General features: G+C 61.1%; 13 protein-coding genes and 2 pseudogenes. 8 read left to right on the top strand and 7 right to left on the bottom strand.

Annotation, left to right across the window (positions count from 1 at the left end):
* Nucleotides 1–234: 234 nt before the first annotated feature.
* The 3 genes from QEN71_RS11560 to QEN71_RS11550 all read left to right on the top strand — a co-directional run bounded on the left by QEN71_RS11560 (nucleotide 235) and on the right by QEN71_RS11550 (nucleotide 3,220).
* Nucleotides 235–1,299, top strand: a complete 1,065-nt coding sequence (locus tag QEN71_RS11560) for a hypothetical protein (protein WP_201652535.1) — start codon at nucleotides 235–237, stop codon at nucleotides 1,297–1,299.
* Between the two features lie 200 nt (nucleotides 1,300–1,499).
* Nucleotides 1,500–2,702, top strand: a complete 1,203-nt coding sequence (locus QEN71_RS11555; RefSeq protein ID WP_201652538.1) for an NAD-dependent formate dehydrogenase — start codon at nucleotides 1,500–1,502, stop codon at nucleotides 2,700–2,702.
* Between the two features lie 5 nt (nucleotides 2,703–2,707).
* Nucleotides 2,708–3,220, top strand: coding sequence for an HPP family protein (locus QEN71_RS11550; protein ID WP_201652541.1), 513 nt, complete (start codon nucleotides 2,708–2,710; stop codon nucleotides 3,218–3,220).
* Nucleotides 3,221–3,327: 107 nt separating this feature from the next.
* On the opposite strand, the gene QEN71_RS11545 is transcribed toward QEN71_RS11550, so the two are convergent.
* Nucleotides 3,328–4,455, bottom strand: coding sequence for a transglutaminase domain-containing protein (locus QEN71_RS11545; RefSeq protein ID WP_201652544.1), 1,128 nt, complete (start codon nucleotides 4,453–4,455; stop codon nucleotides 3,328–3,330).
* A 584-nt stretch (nucleotides 4,456–5,039) separates the two neighbouring features.
* Between QEN71_RS11545 and tkt the strand changes: the two genes are divergently transcribed.
* The gene (tkt, locus tag QEN71_RS11540; protein WP_201652546.1) at nucleotides 5,040–7,136 is read left to right on the top strand and encodes a transketolase; all 2,097 of its coding nucleotides are present in this window, start codon (nucleotides 5,040–5,042) and stop codon (nucleotides 7,134–7,136) included.
* Between the two features lie 6 nt (nucleotides 7,137–7,142).
* On the top strand, nucleotides 7,143–8,123 hold the full coding sequence (gene gnd, locus QEN71_RS11535) for a phosphogluconate dehydrogenase (NAD(+)-dependent, decarboxylating) (RefSeq protein WP_201652549.1): 981 nt from the start codon (nucleotides 7,143–7,145) through the stop codon (nucleotides 8,121–8,123).
* Between the two features lie 106 nt (nucleotides 8,124–8,229).
* On the opposite strand, the gene QEN71_RS11530 is transcribed toward gnd, so the two are convergent.
* From QEN71_RS11530 to QEN71_RS11515, 4 genes are all read right to left on the bottom strand, one after another.
* Nucleotides 8,230–9,615 (bottom strand): GntP family permease, encoded by a 1,386-nt coding sequence (locus QEN71_RS11530; protein WP_201652552.1) that lies wholly within the window; start codon nucleotides 9,613–9,615, stop codon nucleotides 8,230–8,232.
* Between the two features lie 24 nt (nucleotides 9,616–9,639).
* A complete protein-coding gene (locus QEN71_RS11525) occupies nucleotides 9,640–10,524 on the bottom strand; it encodes an amidohydrolase family protein (RefSeq protein WP_201652555.1) in 885 nt (294 codons plus the stop codon).
* A gap of 52 nt (nucleotides 10,525–10,576) precedes the next feature.
* The gene (locus QEN71_RS11520) at nucleotides 10,577–11,872 is read right to left on the bottom strand and encodes an MFS transporter (RefSeq protein WP_201652558.1); all 1,296 of its coding nucleotides are present in this window, start codon (nucleotides 11,870–11,872) and stop codon (nucleotides 10,577–10,579) included.
* Nucleotides 11,873–11,935: 63 nt separating this feature from the next.
* The gene (locus QEN71_RS11515; RefSeq protein WP_201652561.1) at nucleotides 11,936–12,658 is read right to left on the bottom strand and encodes a GntR family transcriptional regulator; all 723 of its coding nucleotides are present in this window, start codon (nucleotides 12,656–12,658) and stop codon (nucleotides 11,936–11,938) included.
* Nucleotides 12,659–13,015: 357 nt separating this feature from the next.
* On the opposite strand from QEN71_RS11515, the gene QEN71_RS11510 reads away from it, so the two are divergent.
* On the top strand, nucleotides 13,016–13,609 hold the full coding sequence (locus tag QEN71_RS11510) for an SGNH/GDSL hydrolase family protein (RefSeq protein ID WP_201652564.1): 594 nt from the start codon (nucleotides 13,016–13,018) through the stop codon (nucleotides 13,607–13,609).
* Nucleotides 13,610–13,646: 37 nt separating this feature from the next.
* Nucleotides 13,647–13,823, top strand: a pseudogene (locus QEN71_RS11505) (LysE family translocator); the annotation flags it as partial.
* A gap of 171 nt (nucleotides 13,824–13,994) precedes the next feature.
* Here the strand turns inward: QEN71_RS11505 and QEN71_RS11500 are convergent.
* A pseudogene (locus QEN71_RS11500) lies at nucleotides 13,995–14,639 on the bottom strand (hypothetical protein).
* A 241-nt stretch (nucleotides 14,640–14,880) separates the two neighbouring features.
* Between QEN71_RS11500 and QEN71_RS11495 the strand changes: the two are divergent.
* Nucleotides 14,881–15,195 carry a helicase gene (locus QEN71_RS11495; protein WP_201652567.1) on the top strand — a complete coding sequence of 105 codons (315 nt, stop codon included), beginning with the start codon at nucleotides 14,881–14,883 and terminating at the stop codon, nucleotides 15,193–15,195.
* Between the two features lie 53 nt (nucleotides 15,196–15,248).
* On the opposite strand, the gene QEN71_RS11490 is transcribed toward QEN71_RS11495, so the two are convergent.
* Complete coding sequence (locus QEN71_RS11490; protein WP_201652570.1) at nucleotides 15,249–16,910, bottom strand: ABC-F family ATP-binding cassette domain-containing protein; 1,662 nt, start codon at nucleotides 16,908–16,910, stop codon at nucleotides 15,249–15,251.
* Nucleotides 16,911–17,054: the final 144 nt, after the last annotated feature.

Raw genomic sequence — 17,054 nt, 5'->3', positions numbered from 1 at the left:
CTCGACATACAGATACACCACGCGCCGGCGCCGATTGCCGACCATTGGTTCGTAAAGACAGGTTGTTTCGCAAATACCAGTATCACTTCGGATAGACGCAATCAAGCGTACGACCTTGCGCGACCATATGCTGGATGAGCCTTGAGGTCCGTGCCACTGCTTGTAGCGGCGACCGTGTCCTTCGCTTGTGCTCCCGGTTCGGCACAAGAACGACGAAACAATTCTGGAGAAGGAATGACCACTATCAATCGAACACGAGCTCCTTCAAGCGTCCCTGCGACGACAAGCAACCACGGCATGGAGGGGCCAGCTGCACAAGCCCGTCCCAAGGTTTCCCGCTCAGCCTCTGCGCCGGCGGCATTGGCCGGCTTGACAGAAAAGGCGCCGCCGCCAAAGATGCAGTTTCGAGCGGGGACACCATCGAAATACAAGGCGGAGCAGGAGGCCATCGCGCCGCTCATTGCTCGCAGAAGTGATGAGCAATCCGCATTCGAAAAATGGAATCAGGCGGCAAGCGGGCGTAACCAGGGGCTTGTTCACGTTGTTGACTATGGCTATGGAAGACCTCCCGTGTCCAATGTCGACGCGCGCCTGAAGCCAGATGCGGCGATGGGGCCACATAAAAGCCTGCCGGGTTCTGTGATTGCAGCCAAGGTGGGTGCGTCTCAAGCCTCGTTCAATCCGGATAAGCTCGGCGTGGTTGCGCACGGCCCTCGCTACAGTGCAGAAATCGAAGCCAGGAAAAGTGCTCTGGCGGATCTGAGGGAAGCTGAGAAAGCGGCGGGCCGGGCGGGCATGTTGAAGAGCCACCCGGAATTTCAGAGGTTGAATGGCGAACTGCGGGACCTGCAGTCAAAAAGCCGGTTCGAGTCGGCGTATGTCTTCAAGACGGATGAGTCAAAAAAAGGGCGCATCGCTCTGGCCGACAAGTCAGCAGGACGACCCGCTCCGGAGCCACAAGCTCGGCAAGACGAAAATATCCGCCCGATCGGACGAAGCGAGATCAAGGACGTCACGACCGAAATGGATCGGCTGACGGCTTCGTCCAATACAACTGTTGAAACGAAAGGGCCTTCAGGAAAAAGCGTCGCGCTACCCCAAAAATGGGTTAAGACGCAGGAAGCATCCGGAAACCAATCGTCACGCTGGGAACAAAAGGATGAGACGGTGACCGACCAGTCGATAACCACAAGTCACACATCCAACAGCAACGGTACAGGCTTGAAAATTCAATCCTGGGGACCGGACGAAGATTCGCTGAAGTACTCAACTGTGATGGGTCACAGTAGCAAGACCTGAAGGCATGGATTCAGAACCCCCTCGGTTTGAGCGACTCGCCCTTCATAAGTCTCCTTTATCAAGTCATACGTCGAAACGATTAGACCTTCGCCACGCCTCTGGTCAACACTCTGTGCGTCGATCGGCCGCAAGCAGCGCGATCGTACGCGGGCAGCCCCATGGCACCCGGTTCCTATTCCTTCAGAGCGGAGACAGAAATCGTGGCGAAAATTGTTTGTGTGTTGTACGACGATCCGGTCAACGGTATGCCGAAGCAATATGCGCGTGACACCATTCCGGAAATCACGCGCTATCCGGACGGACAGACCACGCCGACTCCCAAGGCGATCGATTTCACACCGGGGCATCTGCTGGGATGCGTGTCGGGCGAACTGGGCCTGCGCAAATATCTGGAATCGAAAGACCATCAGCTGGTCGTGACGTCCAGTAAAGACGGCGCCGACAGCGTGCTCGACCGCGAACTGCATGACGCAGAAATTGTCATTTCGCAGCCGTTCTGGCCTGCATATATGACCGCCGAGCGTATTGCGAAGGCACCCAGGCTCAAGATGATCGTCACGGCGGGTATCGGTTCCGACCACACCGATTTGCAGGCTGCGATGGATCGGGGCATCACCGTTGCGGAAGTCACGTACTGCAACAGCAATAGCGTCGCCGAACACGTCGTGATGACCACGCTTGCTCTCGTCCGCAACTATATTCCGTCCCATGACTGGGCCAACAAAGGCGGCTGGAACATTGCCGATTGCGTCGAGCGCTCGTACGACGTCGAAGGGATGCACGTGGGTACCGTCGCCGCCGGCCGGATCGGACTGCGCGTCCTGCGGCTGCTCAAGCCGTTCGACATGAAGCTGCACTACCTCGATCGCCACCGTCTGCCCGAATCCGTGGAGAAGGAACTCAACCTCACGCATCACACTAGCCTCGAGAGCCTGACGAAGGTGTGTGACGTCGTGACGCTGAACTGCCCGTTGCACCCGGAAACGGAACACATGATCAATGCGAACACGCTGAAGAACTTCAAGCGCGGCGCTTACCTGATCAATACGGCACGCGGCAAGCTGTGCGATCGCGATGCAATCGTCGATGCGCTGAAGAGCGGTCAGCTGGCGGGCTACGGCGGCGACGTGTGGTTCCCGCAGCCTGCACCCGCGGATCACCCGTGGCGCAGCATGCCGCACCAGGGTATGACGCCGCACATTTCGGGCACCAGCCTCTCGGCGCAGGCTCGATACGCAGCAGGCACACGCGAAATCCTCGAGTGTTATTTCGAAGGACGCCCGATCCGCGATGAATATCTCATCGTACAAGGCGGCAAGCTCGCAGGCGTCGGCGCGCATTCATACAGCGCGGGCAACGCGACGAAAGGATCGGAAGAAGCGGCTCGCTTCAAGAAAGGCTAAGCCCTATGACCATCCCGTCCGCTGCTCCTGCTGGCGATAGCGGGGCCTCGACGTGGCGTGCCCAGGCCGGCAGCATACTGCTCGCCGGCCTGGGCGGATTCATCGCCCTGGCTCTCGTGGGAATGCTCGCGACCAGAACTGCCCAGCCATGGATTCTCGGCTCGTTTGGAGCAACCTGTGTGCTGCTGTTCGGCTTCCCGGCCAGTCCATTCTCACAACCGCGCAACATCGTCGGTGGTCACGTTTTGACGACCCTGACGGGTCTGCTCTGTTTGCACCTGTTTGGTCCGGGGTACGTTCCCATGGCCGCTGCGGCCGCGTGCGCCCTGATGCTGATGATGATCACGCGGACCGTTCACCCACCTGCCGGAAGCAACCCGGTGATCATCTTCGCCGCTCAACCTGGCTGGTCTTTTCTGGTGTTGCCGACGATGTCAGGGGCAGTCGCGCTGGTTGCAATTGGCTGGGTCTACTGGACTACGATTAAACGCGGCTCATGGCCACTGCGATGGAACTGACGTTGTCCTCTAGCCATCCGAAATGGCTAGAGGATAAGTCGCGCGGAGTACGCCAATGCGAAGAGCGTCCGCATGGTCCGGGAATGACCTCCGTGATACCAATGCTCCTATGGCCGGACGCCCGCATCCGCCACGCTTATTAACCGTGACGCCTGACCTGGCTTCGCCAGCGCGTCAGCCGGGTCAACGGCAATGTGCCACTTCGGAAACGTCCCGGAGCCGTCGACTTCCCATGACTCGCCCATTTCGTCGACATACGTCGTGTTCGCGCTTCGCCTGGCCGCCGACGCGCGCCGTTGGGCGCCCGGCGCAGCGCGCTCGAACGACCGGCTGCCCTGTTCGTTGAACACGGTCGCGAGCGGCCTGCGCGCCTGGCCTGACCGGCTGACGGGCGTGGCAAGCGGTCCGACGGGCGCGCGCAGCACCCCCTCGGCGGGCACGCGGCCGGCGAGGATCGCACTGAGCAGCGCGGACGGACCGCTTGAGGCCGATGCTTCGTTAACCGTATCGGCGGCGCGCTTCGCGGTCGATACACCCGGTGAATCGAGCACGAGCGGTTCGCTCGCGTTGTCGACCTGTACGACGAGGATGACGTGCCAGTCGTCCGCCGTGTTGTTGTAGCGCGGCGCGAGCGACACGAGACGCAGCCGCGCGATGTCGAAACCCGCGTCGCGCAGTAGCAGGTATTTGGCGACGGCGAAATCCTTGCACACGCCGCTTTCGGCAAAGAACCTTGCCGGAGAGTAGTAGCTGCCGTCGGTTCCATCGCGGTAGCGGACTTCGTTGACGAGCGCGTCGGCGAGCAGCACGGCTGACGCATCGCCGGCCTTCATGCGCGTTGCCCGTACCTGCGCAACGAGGCGGGTCCATCCGGCAGGTTCGCGTATCAGGTGGCTACGCAGCGCTTCGCGCAGACGCTGTACGCGGCCGATCGCATCCGACGATGGTTCGAGCTTCCTGTCGGCAAGCGGCAGGAGGAACATCAGGTCGCCGACTTGCGCAAGTTCCGGGCGGATCTTGCGATTGGCTTCCCACCACGTTCCGGTGCGCAGACGCTCGATGCCGGCTTTCAGCGCGTGTGGCGAAGCGGAATCGCCTGGGCCCGCGTCGCGCGAAGCGGATGCATAGCGTTGCGATCCGGCTGGCAGGTTGACGGCGACCGCGATCGCGGGCGAAAGCACTGCGGCCGCGAACGTACACTGGAGAATGCAGAGAAGCAGTCGAGCGAGCGGCATGGGTCAACTCCAGGAAGCCACACCGGGCGTCGGTGCGCCCGGTGTTTCGAAGCCTCTCAGTGCCGGTTTAGCCATTCGGCGCAAGGTAAAGCAGGCTTGTGACCAACATTGCAGGTCACGTGCCAATGCGGCATATCGGTCTACACCATTGATTAGATGCGCAATTGCCTTTGCGGGTCGGGTGCTGCAAACGCCATTTGACGTCAGTCGTCCAACAGACAGGCGATGACTGTTCGCGTTAGCCGCACAGTTTGAGTCGACCGAAGTCTCAGGTTGTGTCCTCGGTCCTTGACTCTGCGTTTCAGGTCTTTCACGCTCGCGGCACTCGATTTCTTCGAGCGTTGAGCCGGGGTGCGCCCGGTTTAGTGCGGTGCAGCATAGTTTCGATGCATCCCCTTTTGCTGCCTTACACGGCTACTTACGGCTACTCGCGACCTCTCGCGGTGTCTCACAACCCTATCTGACGTGACGGAGACGCTCCTTCTGCAGCGCCGGAAGGACGGCACTACACTTGCTCCATTGACCGGATTGCCCGCTGCGGCACCTGTCGTGCTTCAGCACACTCTGCAAAGGAGTCGTCGCTCATGTCACAAGCCACACCGAAGTCTTCGTCCGAACTCGACCAGCTTGCGATCAACACGATCCGCACGCTTTCGATGGACGCCGTGCAAAAGGCCAATTCCGGCCACCCTGGCACACCGATGGCGCTTGCGCCCGTCGCATTCCATCTGTGGCAGAACCACCTTCGCTACGATCCCGACGCGCCGTTGTGGCCCAATCGCGACCGTTTCGTGCTGTCTGTCGGGCATGCATCGATGCTGCTGTATTCGCTGCTGCATCTCGCAGGCGTGAAAGCCGTCGACGACGACGGCAAGCTGACGGGCAAGCCCGCTGTCTCTATCGACGACATCAAACAGTTCCGCCAGCTCGACAGCGTGACGCCCGGCCACCCCGAGTACCGGATGACGACGGGCGTCGAGACGACCACGGGCCCGCTCGGGCAGGGGCTCGGCAATAGCGTTGGCATGGCGATGGCGGCGCGCTGGCACGAGGCGCATTTCAACCAGCCCGACGCGCCGCTCTTCGATTACCGCGTCTATGCGCTGTGCGGCGACGGCGACATGATGGAAGGCGTGTCGCACGAGGCCGCATCGCTGGCGGGGCATCTGAAGCTGTCGAACCTGATCTGGATTTACGACAGCAATCGAATCACGATCGAAGGCCACACCGACCTCGCGTACAGCGACGACGTGGAATCGCGCTTTCGCGGCTACAACTGGCACACGCTGCACGTGGACAGCGCCAACGACACGGACGCTTTCGAAGCCGCGATCAACGAAGCAAAGTCCATCACCGACCGGCCGACGCTGATCGTCGTGAAGAGCATCATCGGCTGGGGTGCGCCGAACAAGCAGGACACCGCGTCCGCGCATGGCGAGGCGCTCGGCGAAGAAGAAGTCAAACTGGCCAAGCGCGCTTATGGCTGGCCGGAGGACGCGCAATTCCTCGTGCCCGACGGCGTGCGCGAGCACTTTGCGCAAGGCATCGGCGCGCGAGGCAAGGCGGCGCACGACGCGTGGGATAAACGCTTCGAAGCGTACGCAAAAAAGTATCCGCAGCTCGCGAAGGAATTCAACCAGATGCAGACGTCGCAACTGCCGGAAGGCTGGGACGCGGATATCCCCGTGTTCGACGCCGACGCGAAAGGCATTGCCACGCGCGAGTCGTCGGGCAAGGTGCTCAACGCGATCGCCCAGCGCGTTCCGTGGATCATCGGCGGCGCGGCGGACCTTGCGCCATCGACGAAAACGAATCTGAAATTCGAAGGCGCGGGCAGCTTCGAGCATGACAACTACGGCGGCCGCAATCTGCACTTCGGTATCCGCGAGCACGGCATGGGCGCGGTGGCGAATGGCCTCGCGTTGTCGGGACTGAGACCATTCGCCTCGACGTTCCTGATTTTCAGCGACTACATGAAGCCGCCGATCCGCCTCTCCGCGATCATGGAGGTGCCCGTCATCTACGTGTTCACGCACGATTCGATCGGTGTCGGCGAAGACGGGCCGACACACCAGCCGATCGAGCAGCTTGCGTCGTTGCGCGGCGTTCCCGGCCTGACAACGCTGCGCCCCGCCGACGCGAACGAGGTTAGCGAAGCGTGGCGTCTCGCGCTGTCGCGCCCGCATGTGCCCGCGTGCATGGTCCTGACGCGTCAGCCGCTGCCGACCTTCGATCGCAAGAAGTACGCGTCCGCCGAGGGCGTGCGGCGCGGGGCGTATGTGCTCGCCGACACGTCGGGCGGCAAGACGCCCGACGTGCTTCTGCTGGCAACGGGCAGCGAAGTGGCGCTGTGCATCGACGCATACGAGACGCTGAAGTCCGAAGGCATCAACGCGCGCGTCGTGTCGATGCCATCGTGGGACGTGTTCGAACAACAGGACCAGGCCTACAAGGAATCGGTGCTGCCGCGCGACGTCCATGCGCGCGTCGCCGTCGAACAGGCTGCGACGCTAGGCTGGGACCGCTATGCGGGTCGTCTCGGCTCGCAGATCGTGATGCATACGTTCGGCGCGTCGGCGCCGCTCAAGTCGTTGAGAACGAAGTTCGGCTTTACGCCGGAACGCGTCGTGGACGAAGCGAAGAAGCAGATTGCGCGGTGCAAATCGAACGTCAAGGAGTGAGACATCATGCAGATCGGTATCGTGGGACTGGGCCGCATGGGCGGCAACATCGGCAGGCGGCTGATGCGAGCCGGCCATCAGTGCGTGGTCTACGACCATAATCCGCAGGCCACCGACACGCTCGCCAAAGAGGGCGCAACGGGCGCGAGCGATCTGGGCGATCTTGTCGCGAAGCTCGACGCGCCGCGCGTCGTGTGGCTGATGCTGCCCGCAGGCAAGATCACCGAGGACACGCTCACCGACCTGCAGCGCATCCTCAAGGCCGACGATGTGGTGATCGACGGCGGCAACAGCTTCTATAAGGACGACATCCGGCGGGCCGCGCAGCTTCGCGAGATCGGCGTGCATTACGTGGACGTGGGGACATCCGGCGGCGTCTGGGGACTGGAGCGCGGCTATTGCATGATGATCGGCGGGGACGTCGACGTCGTGAAGCGCATCGATCCGATTCTGTCGACGCTCGCGCCTGGACGCGGCGATGTGCCCGCCACGCCCAATCGTGACGGACGCGATCCGCGCGTCGAGAACGGCTACATGCACACGGGCCCCGTCGGCTCGGGACACTTCGTGAAGATGGTGCACAACGGCATCGAATACGGGCTGATGCAGGCGTATGCGGAAGGGTTCCACATCCTCAGACACAAGGACCTCGCCGAGTTGCCCGAAGCCGAGCGCTACACGCTGGATCTCGCCGATGTGGCCGAAGTGTGGCGGCGCGGCAGCGTGGTGTCTTCGTGGCTGCTCGATCTGACGGCTGGCGCGCTCGCACAGGATGGCCAGCTCGAACATTTCTCGACGGAAGTCGCGGACAGCGGAGAAGGGCGCTGGACCATCGAGGCGGCGATCGAGGAAGCCGTGCCCGCGCAGGTGCTATCAGCGGCGCTTTATACGCGCTTCCGCTCACGCGACGCCGAGTCGTTCCCCGAGCGCATGCTCTCGGCGATGCGCTTCGGCTTCGGTGGACACAAGGAGTTCCCCGTCAAGTAAGCGAGGCCGTGAGACGCGTTGAACTGCGATCACCGGAACCGACGAGGCAAACGGGCGCGCCTGATGCAGACGCGTCCTGCGCATTGCGACGGTTGTCTCTCACCATTCAGTGAAGATGGACTACTGCGTTAAAAACAAGCGCCATGACCAGTCCGACTACAGCCACGATGGATTGAACCACCGAAATCGTTTTGGTAGCGTCGCTCATGGTCATGCCAAACGACTCCTTGACCATCCAGAAGCCGGCGTGGTTCGCGTAATTGAAGAACAACGAACCGCAACCAATGGACAGCGCCAGCAAGGGCAGGTTCAGGCTGGGATCGGCGCCGGCCAGCGGCGCGAGCAAGCCCGCTGCGCCCACGATACCTACGGTAGCCGAACCCGTCGAGACAGAGAGCAGCATGGCGATCAGCCAGCCCAGAATGAGCGGGGGAAAGGCAAACTGCTGGGTCAGATGCACGATGGCATCGCCGACCTTGGCACTCGTCAGCATTTGCTGGAAGGCGCCGCCTCCCGCAATGATCATGATGATGGATGCGATGGGTTTGAGACTTCGGCTCAGTGCGTCGCGCAGCTTTCCGGCGTCGCCGCGGCGGGCGAGGACGAGAGCAGCAGCGGCGAACAGCACACCTAGAAGCATGGCGATCAAGGGATCGCCCAAAAAGCTGGCCACATGCATCGCCGGAGTGCCTTTGGTCAGCACCATCTCAGCGACGGCATGAACCAGCATCAGGATCGCGGGAAGCAAAGCTGCCAGCACGCCGAGCCCGACCCCGGGTCGCTGGCCGACGTCGGCATTCTCTGTGAGGGTGAACTGGTCCAGCAAGGCCTGGTCGGGTTTCGTGCTCATGCGCGGCGAAATGAATGCACCGTAGAGCGGGCCGCCCAGAATCATGGCGGGAACAGCGGCCAGAAAGCCATACAGCATCGTAGGGCCCACCGAGGTTTTGAGGGTAGCGATGGCTGTCAGAGGGCCCGGATGGGGCGGCACCATGCCGTGCATCGCGGCAAGCGCGGAGATCACGGGCACGCCGACATACACATATGCCGAGCCGTTAAAGCGCGCATGGCTTTCGAGCTTGCGCGCCACACTGAATATGAGGGGCAGCAGGACCACCAGACCCACTTCGAAAAACATCGGAATGCCCACGACGAACGCCACGAGCGTCATGGCCCAAGGGATCATCCGGTCCGAGGCGCGACTTAGAATGGCTTCTGCGATCTGCTCAGTGATGCCGGCATCGGCGAGAATTTTGCCCAGCATGGCACCCAGTGCGATCACGATCCCCACCGCGCCCAATGTCTTGCCTGCTCCGTTGATCAGATGCTTGACGATGCTTTGCGGCTCCATACCGGTTGCAAAGCCCACGCCAATGGAAACGACCAGCAGGGCCAGAAGCGGGTGCATCTTGATGCGCGACACGATGAGCGCGACGAGCACAAGCACGCTGACCAGTGCGGTCAGTAACAGGTCTATGTCTAGAGGGGTCATGAAAGAAATTTTGGTTTGAGTGATTTAGCCGACGCGCGCATGGTCGAACATGTAGATGCTTGCCGGTGTGCCCGCCAGAACGACGCTGCGCTCGTCGTCATCCGGAATCAGTACGCGCAACTGCTGTAGCGCACGGGAAAAGCGCTCGCTTGCCTCAAATTGCGTATTGGGCCAGTCGCTTCCCCACATCATGCGATGAAGGCCGAAGGCCCCCTTCAGGAGGCGGAACGTATCGAGCATCTGCTCGCGACCGCCGCTATCGTCCGGCCAGTTCCGGTATGCGCCCGATATCTTGATCCACACGCGTTGTGTGTGAGCCAACTCGAGGAGACGGCGAAACCCTGCGTCGCTCACACCGAGGCTGGCATCGGGCCTGCCAAAATGATCCACGACGACTTTCATGTCTGCTTCGAGAAGCGGTTCGACGATGTCCTGCATCCTCGCGGCTTCGGCGTGTACTTCGACATGCCAGTTGAGTTCGCGAACGTGCGCGAGCGTTTGCGCACTCAACCATTTGTCTAGCGTCAGGTCATCATGCCCGATCAGGTTCAGCCGGATCCCCGCGACACCCGCATTCGCCATCTGCTTCAGCGTATCGAATCCGCAATCGCGCTCGATCACCGCGACGCCGCGTAGCCTGGCAGGCGCGCGACGCAGCGCATCCAGCAAGTAGCCGCAATCGGTGCCAAGAAAGCTGGGCTGAACGAGCACTCCATGCGATATGCCGTGCGCATCCAGTTGCGCAAGATAGGCGTCGAGTAGCGCGTCGTAGTCGGGTGCGTAGCGGCGCTGCTGAGCGAGCGGCAGACCGCGCTCGAATACATGGGCGTGCGTGTCGACCGATGCAAGGCGGGAGGGCCGATGCGCCGGCTGCCGGCGGCCTGCATAGGTCTCCGACTTGTCCATCATGAACATTCCTTCATCAACAATGTTTGGCGGCGACAGGTTCATGCCGGGCGGGTCAATGCCGTTGAGCAGGCGAGAGTGGATGGCGGACGTTGGTATCGCGAGCGGCTTCGCCTAGCGCGCGGCCTCGTGTCTCCGGCAGCATGAGCACGGACAGTACGACAATGGCGTAGGCCAGTGCTGCATCAATGCCGATCGCCGTTCCGAGCGACATGTTCGTGGACATATGCCCGACCAGCACAGGAAATCCCGCCGATACGACGCGCCCGAAGTTGTAGCAAAACCCGACACCCGTGCCGCGCATGCCGCTCGGATACAGTTCGTTGAACAGCGCGCCCATGCTCGCGGGAATGCCTGCCGCAAAAAATCCAAGCGGGAAGCCGAAAAACAGCATCGCGGTGTTGCCGAGCGGAAGAAACAGATAGGCGATCACCGTCACTACGCAGCAGATCGCAAAGATGAGAATCGTGTTGCGGCGCCCGATGCGATCAAGCAGTTGCGCACTCACGAGGCAGCCGCAGAAAAACGCGATGATCACGACAGCAAGGTAGCCACCCGTACTCAAAACTGACAGGTGACGCTCGGTCTTCAGAAACGTCGGCAGCCAGGTCATCAGCGCGTAATAGCCACCATGTGCGCCGACGCCGAGCAGCGCACCGATCAAGGTCATGCGCAGCATTTTCGGCGCGAAGATACCGACGATCAGGCCGGATGCCGTTTCGTCGTGAGGCGCGCTTGCCGCGCGCGTCGTGTGCGCTGACTTTGTCGGCTCCTGGACGCCGCGTCGAACGTACAGGATGAGCAGCGCTGGAACGATGCCGATTCCGAACATCACGCGCCATGCGGTGTGTCCGGGCAGCAGCGAGAACATCAACAGATAAAGCAGCACCGCTGCGCCCCAGCCGACAGCCCATGCGCTCTGGACACTGCCCATTGCCTTGCCGCGATGCCTGTCGCGGATCGTCTCAGCCATCAGAACGGCGCCTGCCGCCCATTCTCCGCCGAAGCCGAACCCCTGCAGCGTCTTCAGCACCAGAAACTGGGGATAGTTTTGCGTGAAGGCACACAGAAACGTAAACACGGAAAAGAACGCGACGGTCCATTGCAGCGTCCTGACCCGTCCAAACCGGTCCGAAAGCATGCCCGCGATCCAGCCGCCCAGCGCTGACGCAACGAGCGTGGCGCCGCTGACCAGGCCAGCCTGAGTGCGGCTGATCGACCATTCGGCGATGATTGCCGGAATCACTAGGCTGAACATCTGCACGTCGAGCGAATCTAGCGCCCATCCGCCGAAGCACGCCCAGAACGTCCGGCGTTCGTTGCCTGAAATCTCGCTGAACCACTTGAACATTGGCTGTCTCCTGCGTCGCCGTTCCTGCTTGAGAACGACGTATTTGTGATGAGCGCCCGATCGCTAGCGGATCTCGGCCTGATAGATGAATTCGCTGGCGGGCCCGCGTGAGCGGCGCCATTCGAGCGGCTGTCTGTCGTAACCATAAGCAAGGCGCTCGATCACGACCGCGGGCGTACCCGGTTCGATGCGTAACAGCCGTGCATGCAGCGGGCCAATGGCTTCGACGGTCAGTGTTTCGGAGGCGGACGCCACGACCTGATTGCACTGCGTTTCGTACACGGGATACAGCAGGTCGCCGACTTCGTTCAGGTCCATCTCCGCAAACGCCACGAAACGGACGTAAGGCAGCCAGATTTCTTCGGCAAGCATCGGCACGTCGTCAATCAGCCGCAGGCGCAGCATCTGGATCACGCGCGCGCTACTCGAAATTTGCAAGGTCGCGGCGACAGCCGAAGGTGCGTCGACGATCTCGCGCCGCAAGATGCGGCTCTCGGGAATGCGCCGTTCGCCTTGCCGGGTCTGGAAGCGGAAGAAGCGAAACAGGGAACTGTCGAAGCTCGCGCGGCGCACGAACGTCCCTCTGCCCTGGAAGCGCTCGAGCAGTCCTTCAGCGACGAGCAGATCGACGGCTTTGCGAACTGTTCCAACCGCCACGTCATAGCTTTTCGCGAGCGCCTGTTCCGTCGGAATGGCCTCACCGGGGCGCCAGTGGCGAGCCGCGATAAGAGCGACCATCTCGTCGCGCAACCGCTGATAACGGGGCAAACGGCCGTCCGCGTGCATTACCGTCCTCCTGAAAAATTCATATATATGATTACATTTTTTCCCGATAAATGATTCCGGGATAACCCTTATATATGGCAAAAGCAGGCTGTCGTCGGCACAGGAATGTCGTCGTGGAAGCGATACATCTATATGAATATGATGTTGCCCCTATTTGTTTCGCCGGGCGGTTCGCGACAGACCGACCGTACTTCTGAATCACAGTTGAGCCGATATAGCTGTCTCGTTCGAGGTCGCACAGGCGACCGTCGTTCGGGCGGGGTACCATGAGGGACAAGGTAGAGGAGAGCATCCATCACTATGAGCAGCGAGTTTCGAGTCCTCTTTGTCGGCAACAGCTATACAACGAGAAACGATATGCCGACGATGCTTGCCAGGCTCCTTGGGGCAAGCTTTCCCGGTATGCAGGTGAAGACAGATGTAATCGCATTTGGCGGAGCATCGCTTGCGGCGCATTGGAACCGAGGCGAAGTCCAAAAGCGTCTAACTGCCGAGAAATGGAATGCGGTCGTGTTGCAGGACCAAAGTACTCGAGCGCTCCGTGCATTGAAAAGCATGCAAGAACATGTGCGAAGGTTCGTCGGTGCGATTCAGGTTGCTGGGGCGAAGCCATATCTGTACATGACATGGGCTCGGAAGAATGATCCGGCGTCGCAGGCAAATATTGTTACTGCGTTTCAGGGTTTGGCTGAAGCGACCGGGGCCAGAGTTATTCCGGTCGGGCTGGCTTGGGATCAGTTCCGCAGACTCCGGCCTGAAATCGATCTATATGAACCCGATGGAAGTCATCCATCAACGATAGGGTCATATTTAGTGGCGTGTACTCACCTTTTCTCGTTTGCCGACATTGAGGCAGTTCCCGATACGTCGGCCGAGAATACATTGAGTACTATCGACCGGAATTTGCTCCATGAAGTATGCAGGACGGCCGTAAGTCATGTCGGCGGTTGATTAGCTTAACGAAATGGTTTCTGCGCAGCGCCGATCGACGTTCTTCGCGATGCTTGCTACTGTCGGTGCAGCAGCGACATGCTGGTACGGAGCAGTGGCGCTCGTTCTATCGCAAGCGGCGATTGCGACGGCGTATCGTCGCGCGAAGGCATGGATCGACCTCACATGCGGAGGGCTCATGATTGCGCTGGGAATCCGGCAGGCATTTCGCTAGCAAAGCGCACGTCGGAGCCTATCTGTACGGCCGCCCGGATTCGCTCGAAGGTCCGCCGAGTCCGACAAGCGATACATCATTCACGCGAATTCGCTGGCCGTTTCCTTTGCGGAATCGACACCAGCAATTCTGAACGGCGGTGCGAGGCGTGTCAGCGCCGCCAAACGTCGGTCAGCTCAAGATGTTTTTCTCGCAGTCCTCCCAATACCGAAGCGGGTCGAGATGATGGGGATAGCGCGACTTGAGCCACTCTTACAGCCTGGTCCAGTCTGGATGGTTGGTACCCGTTTGAGCCGACCAGATCGACGACCGTTCAAGAATTTGGCCGTTCCCGCGATCACGGACCAGCAAACTGCCCAATCCGCTTAGACCGTTCGCCTGTGACTCAACCAGATACCTTGGCAGAATCCTCAGTTCGGCATCGTTGGCCCATCCGTACACAGCGCGGACCACTCCGAAGGGATCTCGCAGCTCTGTGGGTCCGCTTGCCGGGCGTACGGCCGTCCACCCTTCAGGGAATTCGGTGACAACCTCGTTTTTATCTTCTCTCACCCACTTCACGCGCCATGCCCGCACCATCGACTCGCGCATGCGAGACACCGACTCGTAGCAAGCAGGCAACTCGATCGCCATCGGAAGGGTAATGAGGTTGTCTTTCCAAAGTCTGGTTTCGTCGTCGACGCGCTCAACCTCGTCGAACATCCCTGGCTCAAACGGGTTGTCGGGGCGGCTCGATACTCTCGTCTGCCCTTGGGGCAATCCCTCGAAAAGGCGCTCAGCATCATGCCGGGTCAGTTTCGTCTTTCCTTTTTTCATTGTGTCTCTCTACAGTAAGGTTGTCGCTAGCGTCTGCACCCTCACGCCCGGCTCGTGATCTCATTGTGCGCCATTCGTCGGCTTCACCTGGGCACCGGGCAAGGACGGCGCCTGCTTCACCGCATCGGCCCTGTCAGAAGCATTGCTGGACGGTGGTCAAATGGAGAGAATAAGGTGGCTGTCCGGAGCTGGTCCGTTACGCCCACTGTTAAAATCGCGAACTTTTTCCTGGGAGCCGAAAATGTCCTGGTTCATCTATGAAGTGCCGGAATACAACGAAGACGGGGCGCGCATCGAACCCTTCAATGACCTTCGTGACCGCGTCCTGAAAGTAAGCGGGCAGGCAATGGCTGACGAGCTGGAAAGCGTCCGCGAGAACGCCGCGACGACGGCGGACACGCCTGAGCACCCACTCCGCGCAGCGGAAAATCCTCACGTATTCCCGATTCCCTATGCCGACTCGATGATCCTCGTCGGATTCATTTTCGAACTGAAACGCGAGTCCCGACATCTGGTGGTGTCACCCGTGGAAATGCCCTGGCTGAAAGACGCATAAAAGCGGGGCGATCGAGACGCCCGCCCGGGGGTAACCCAGATGATGGCCCTCGGCTATGCGGTCGCCTCCTCGCGAATGCGACGGGCTTCGTCGCGCAGGAACTGCTGATAGTCGTCCAGATCGCCGTCGAAGGGCTCGACGCCGCCTTTGGTGACCAGCCAGAACTCATCACAAACCGCGCGCAGCAAGGCCCGGTCGTGACTGACCAGCATCACCGTGCCTTCGAATTCGTTGAGCGCCATGGCTAGCGCTTCGCGTGTGGCCAGGTCGAGGTGATTGGTCGGCTCATCGAGCAGCAACAGGTTGGGGCGCTGCCACACAATCATGCACAACACGAGCCGCGCCTTTTCGCCACCGCTCATCGTGCCAACCGCCTGATGCACCATGTCGCCACTAAAGCTGAAGCTGCCAAGGAAGGTGCGCAGCGATTGTTCCGTTCCACTCTGGCCGGGCGCGCGCATGTGAGCCGGCGTGTCTCGGGCAAGGCGAATCATGTGTTCCATCGGCGTGTCGAGCGGGCGCAGCACGTCAAGCTCCTGCTGGGCGAAGTAGCCGATGTTCAGGCCTTTGCCTTCGCTGATTTCGCCGGCAATCGGCGCCAGCGCGTGCGCCACCGTCTTCACCAGCGTGGACTTGCCCTGGCCGTTTGCGCCGAGAATGCCGATACGCTGCCCGGCCAGCACCGAACGGTTGATGCCCCGCACGATGACCGTGGGCGGCGTGCCCGGCAACGCGTCCGTCGGCGCGGGGTAGCCGAAGCTCGCGTCCAGCATCGACAGCAGCGGGTTCGGGACGTTGAGGGGTTCTTTGAACTCGAAGTTGAACTCGGCCTCGGCCAGCACCGGTGCGATCTTCTCCATGCGCTCCAGCGCCTTGACCCGGCTCTGGGCCTGTTTTGCCTTCGAGGCCTTGGCCTTGAAACGGTCGATGAATTTCTGCAGGTGAGCGATCTTGTCCGCCTGCCGGGCTACCGCGGCCTGCTGCAACACGAGTTGCTCCGCGCGCATGTCTTCGAACTTGCTGTAGTTGCCGCCATAGCGCACCAGCCTGGCGTTGTCGACGTGCACCGTCACCTCCGTCACCGCATCGAGGAATTCGCGGTCGTGGCTGATCACGACCATCGTTCCCTGATAGCGCTTGAGCCAGGCTTCCAGCCACACCAGCGCGTCGAGGTCGAGGTGGTTGGTCGGCTCGTCGAGCAGAAGCAGGTCGGACGGGCACATGAGCGCGCGCGCCAGTTGCAGCCGCATGCGCCAGCCGCCGGAGAAGCTGTTGACGGGCTGGCCAAGCTGCGCAGCACTGAAACCCAGGCCCAGGATCAGCGCCTGGGCACGGGCGGGGGCATCATGTGCGCCGGCGTCGTGTAGGGCCATGTACGCGTGCGCCATGCGCATACCGTCGTCGCTCGCTTCGGCGGCGGCGACTTCGGCCTGCGCGGCCAGCAAGACGGTGTCACCCTCGATGACGAAGTCCGTCGCGCTCTGCTCGGTCTCCGGCATCTCCTGCGCGACCTGGCCCATCCTCCACGCGCCGGGAATCGAAAACTCGCCGCTGTCTTCGTGCAAGGTGCCGTTGAGAAGACCGAAAAAGGACGATTTTCCGGCGCCATTGCGCCCGACAAGGCCGATCTTTTCCCCTGGCGTGAATGTGATGGAGGCGCGGTCGAGTACGACATTGACGCCGCGGCGGAGTGTGAGATTACGGACGGAAATCATAAGAAGCTACTTCGGAGAGGATCGCCATGATAGCCGAGCGGACCTGCAAGACTGACTTTTCTCTGACTCTTCTCCGATCCTCTTCCGCTGTGCCTTACTCACGCCCGACAGCCCGACATCCCGGCGCGCGACGCCTGGACCGCG

Source organism: Paraburkholderia sabiae (genome assembly GCF_030412785.1).
GTDB lineage: Bacteria > Pseudomonadota > Gammaproteobacteria > Burkholderiales > Burkholderiaceae > Paraburkholderia > Paraburkholderia sabiae.
This window is presented reverse-complemented; position numbering and strand designations above follow the sequence as displayed.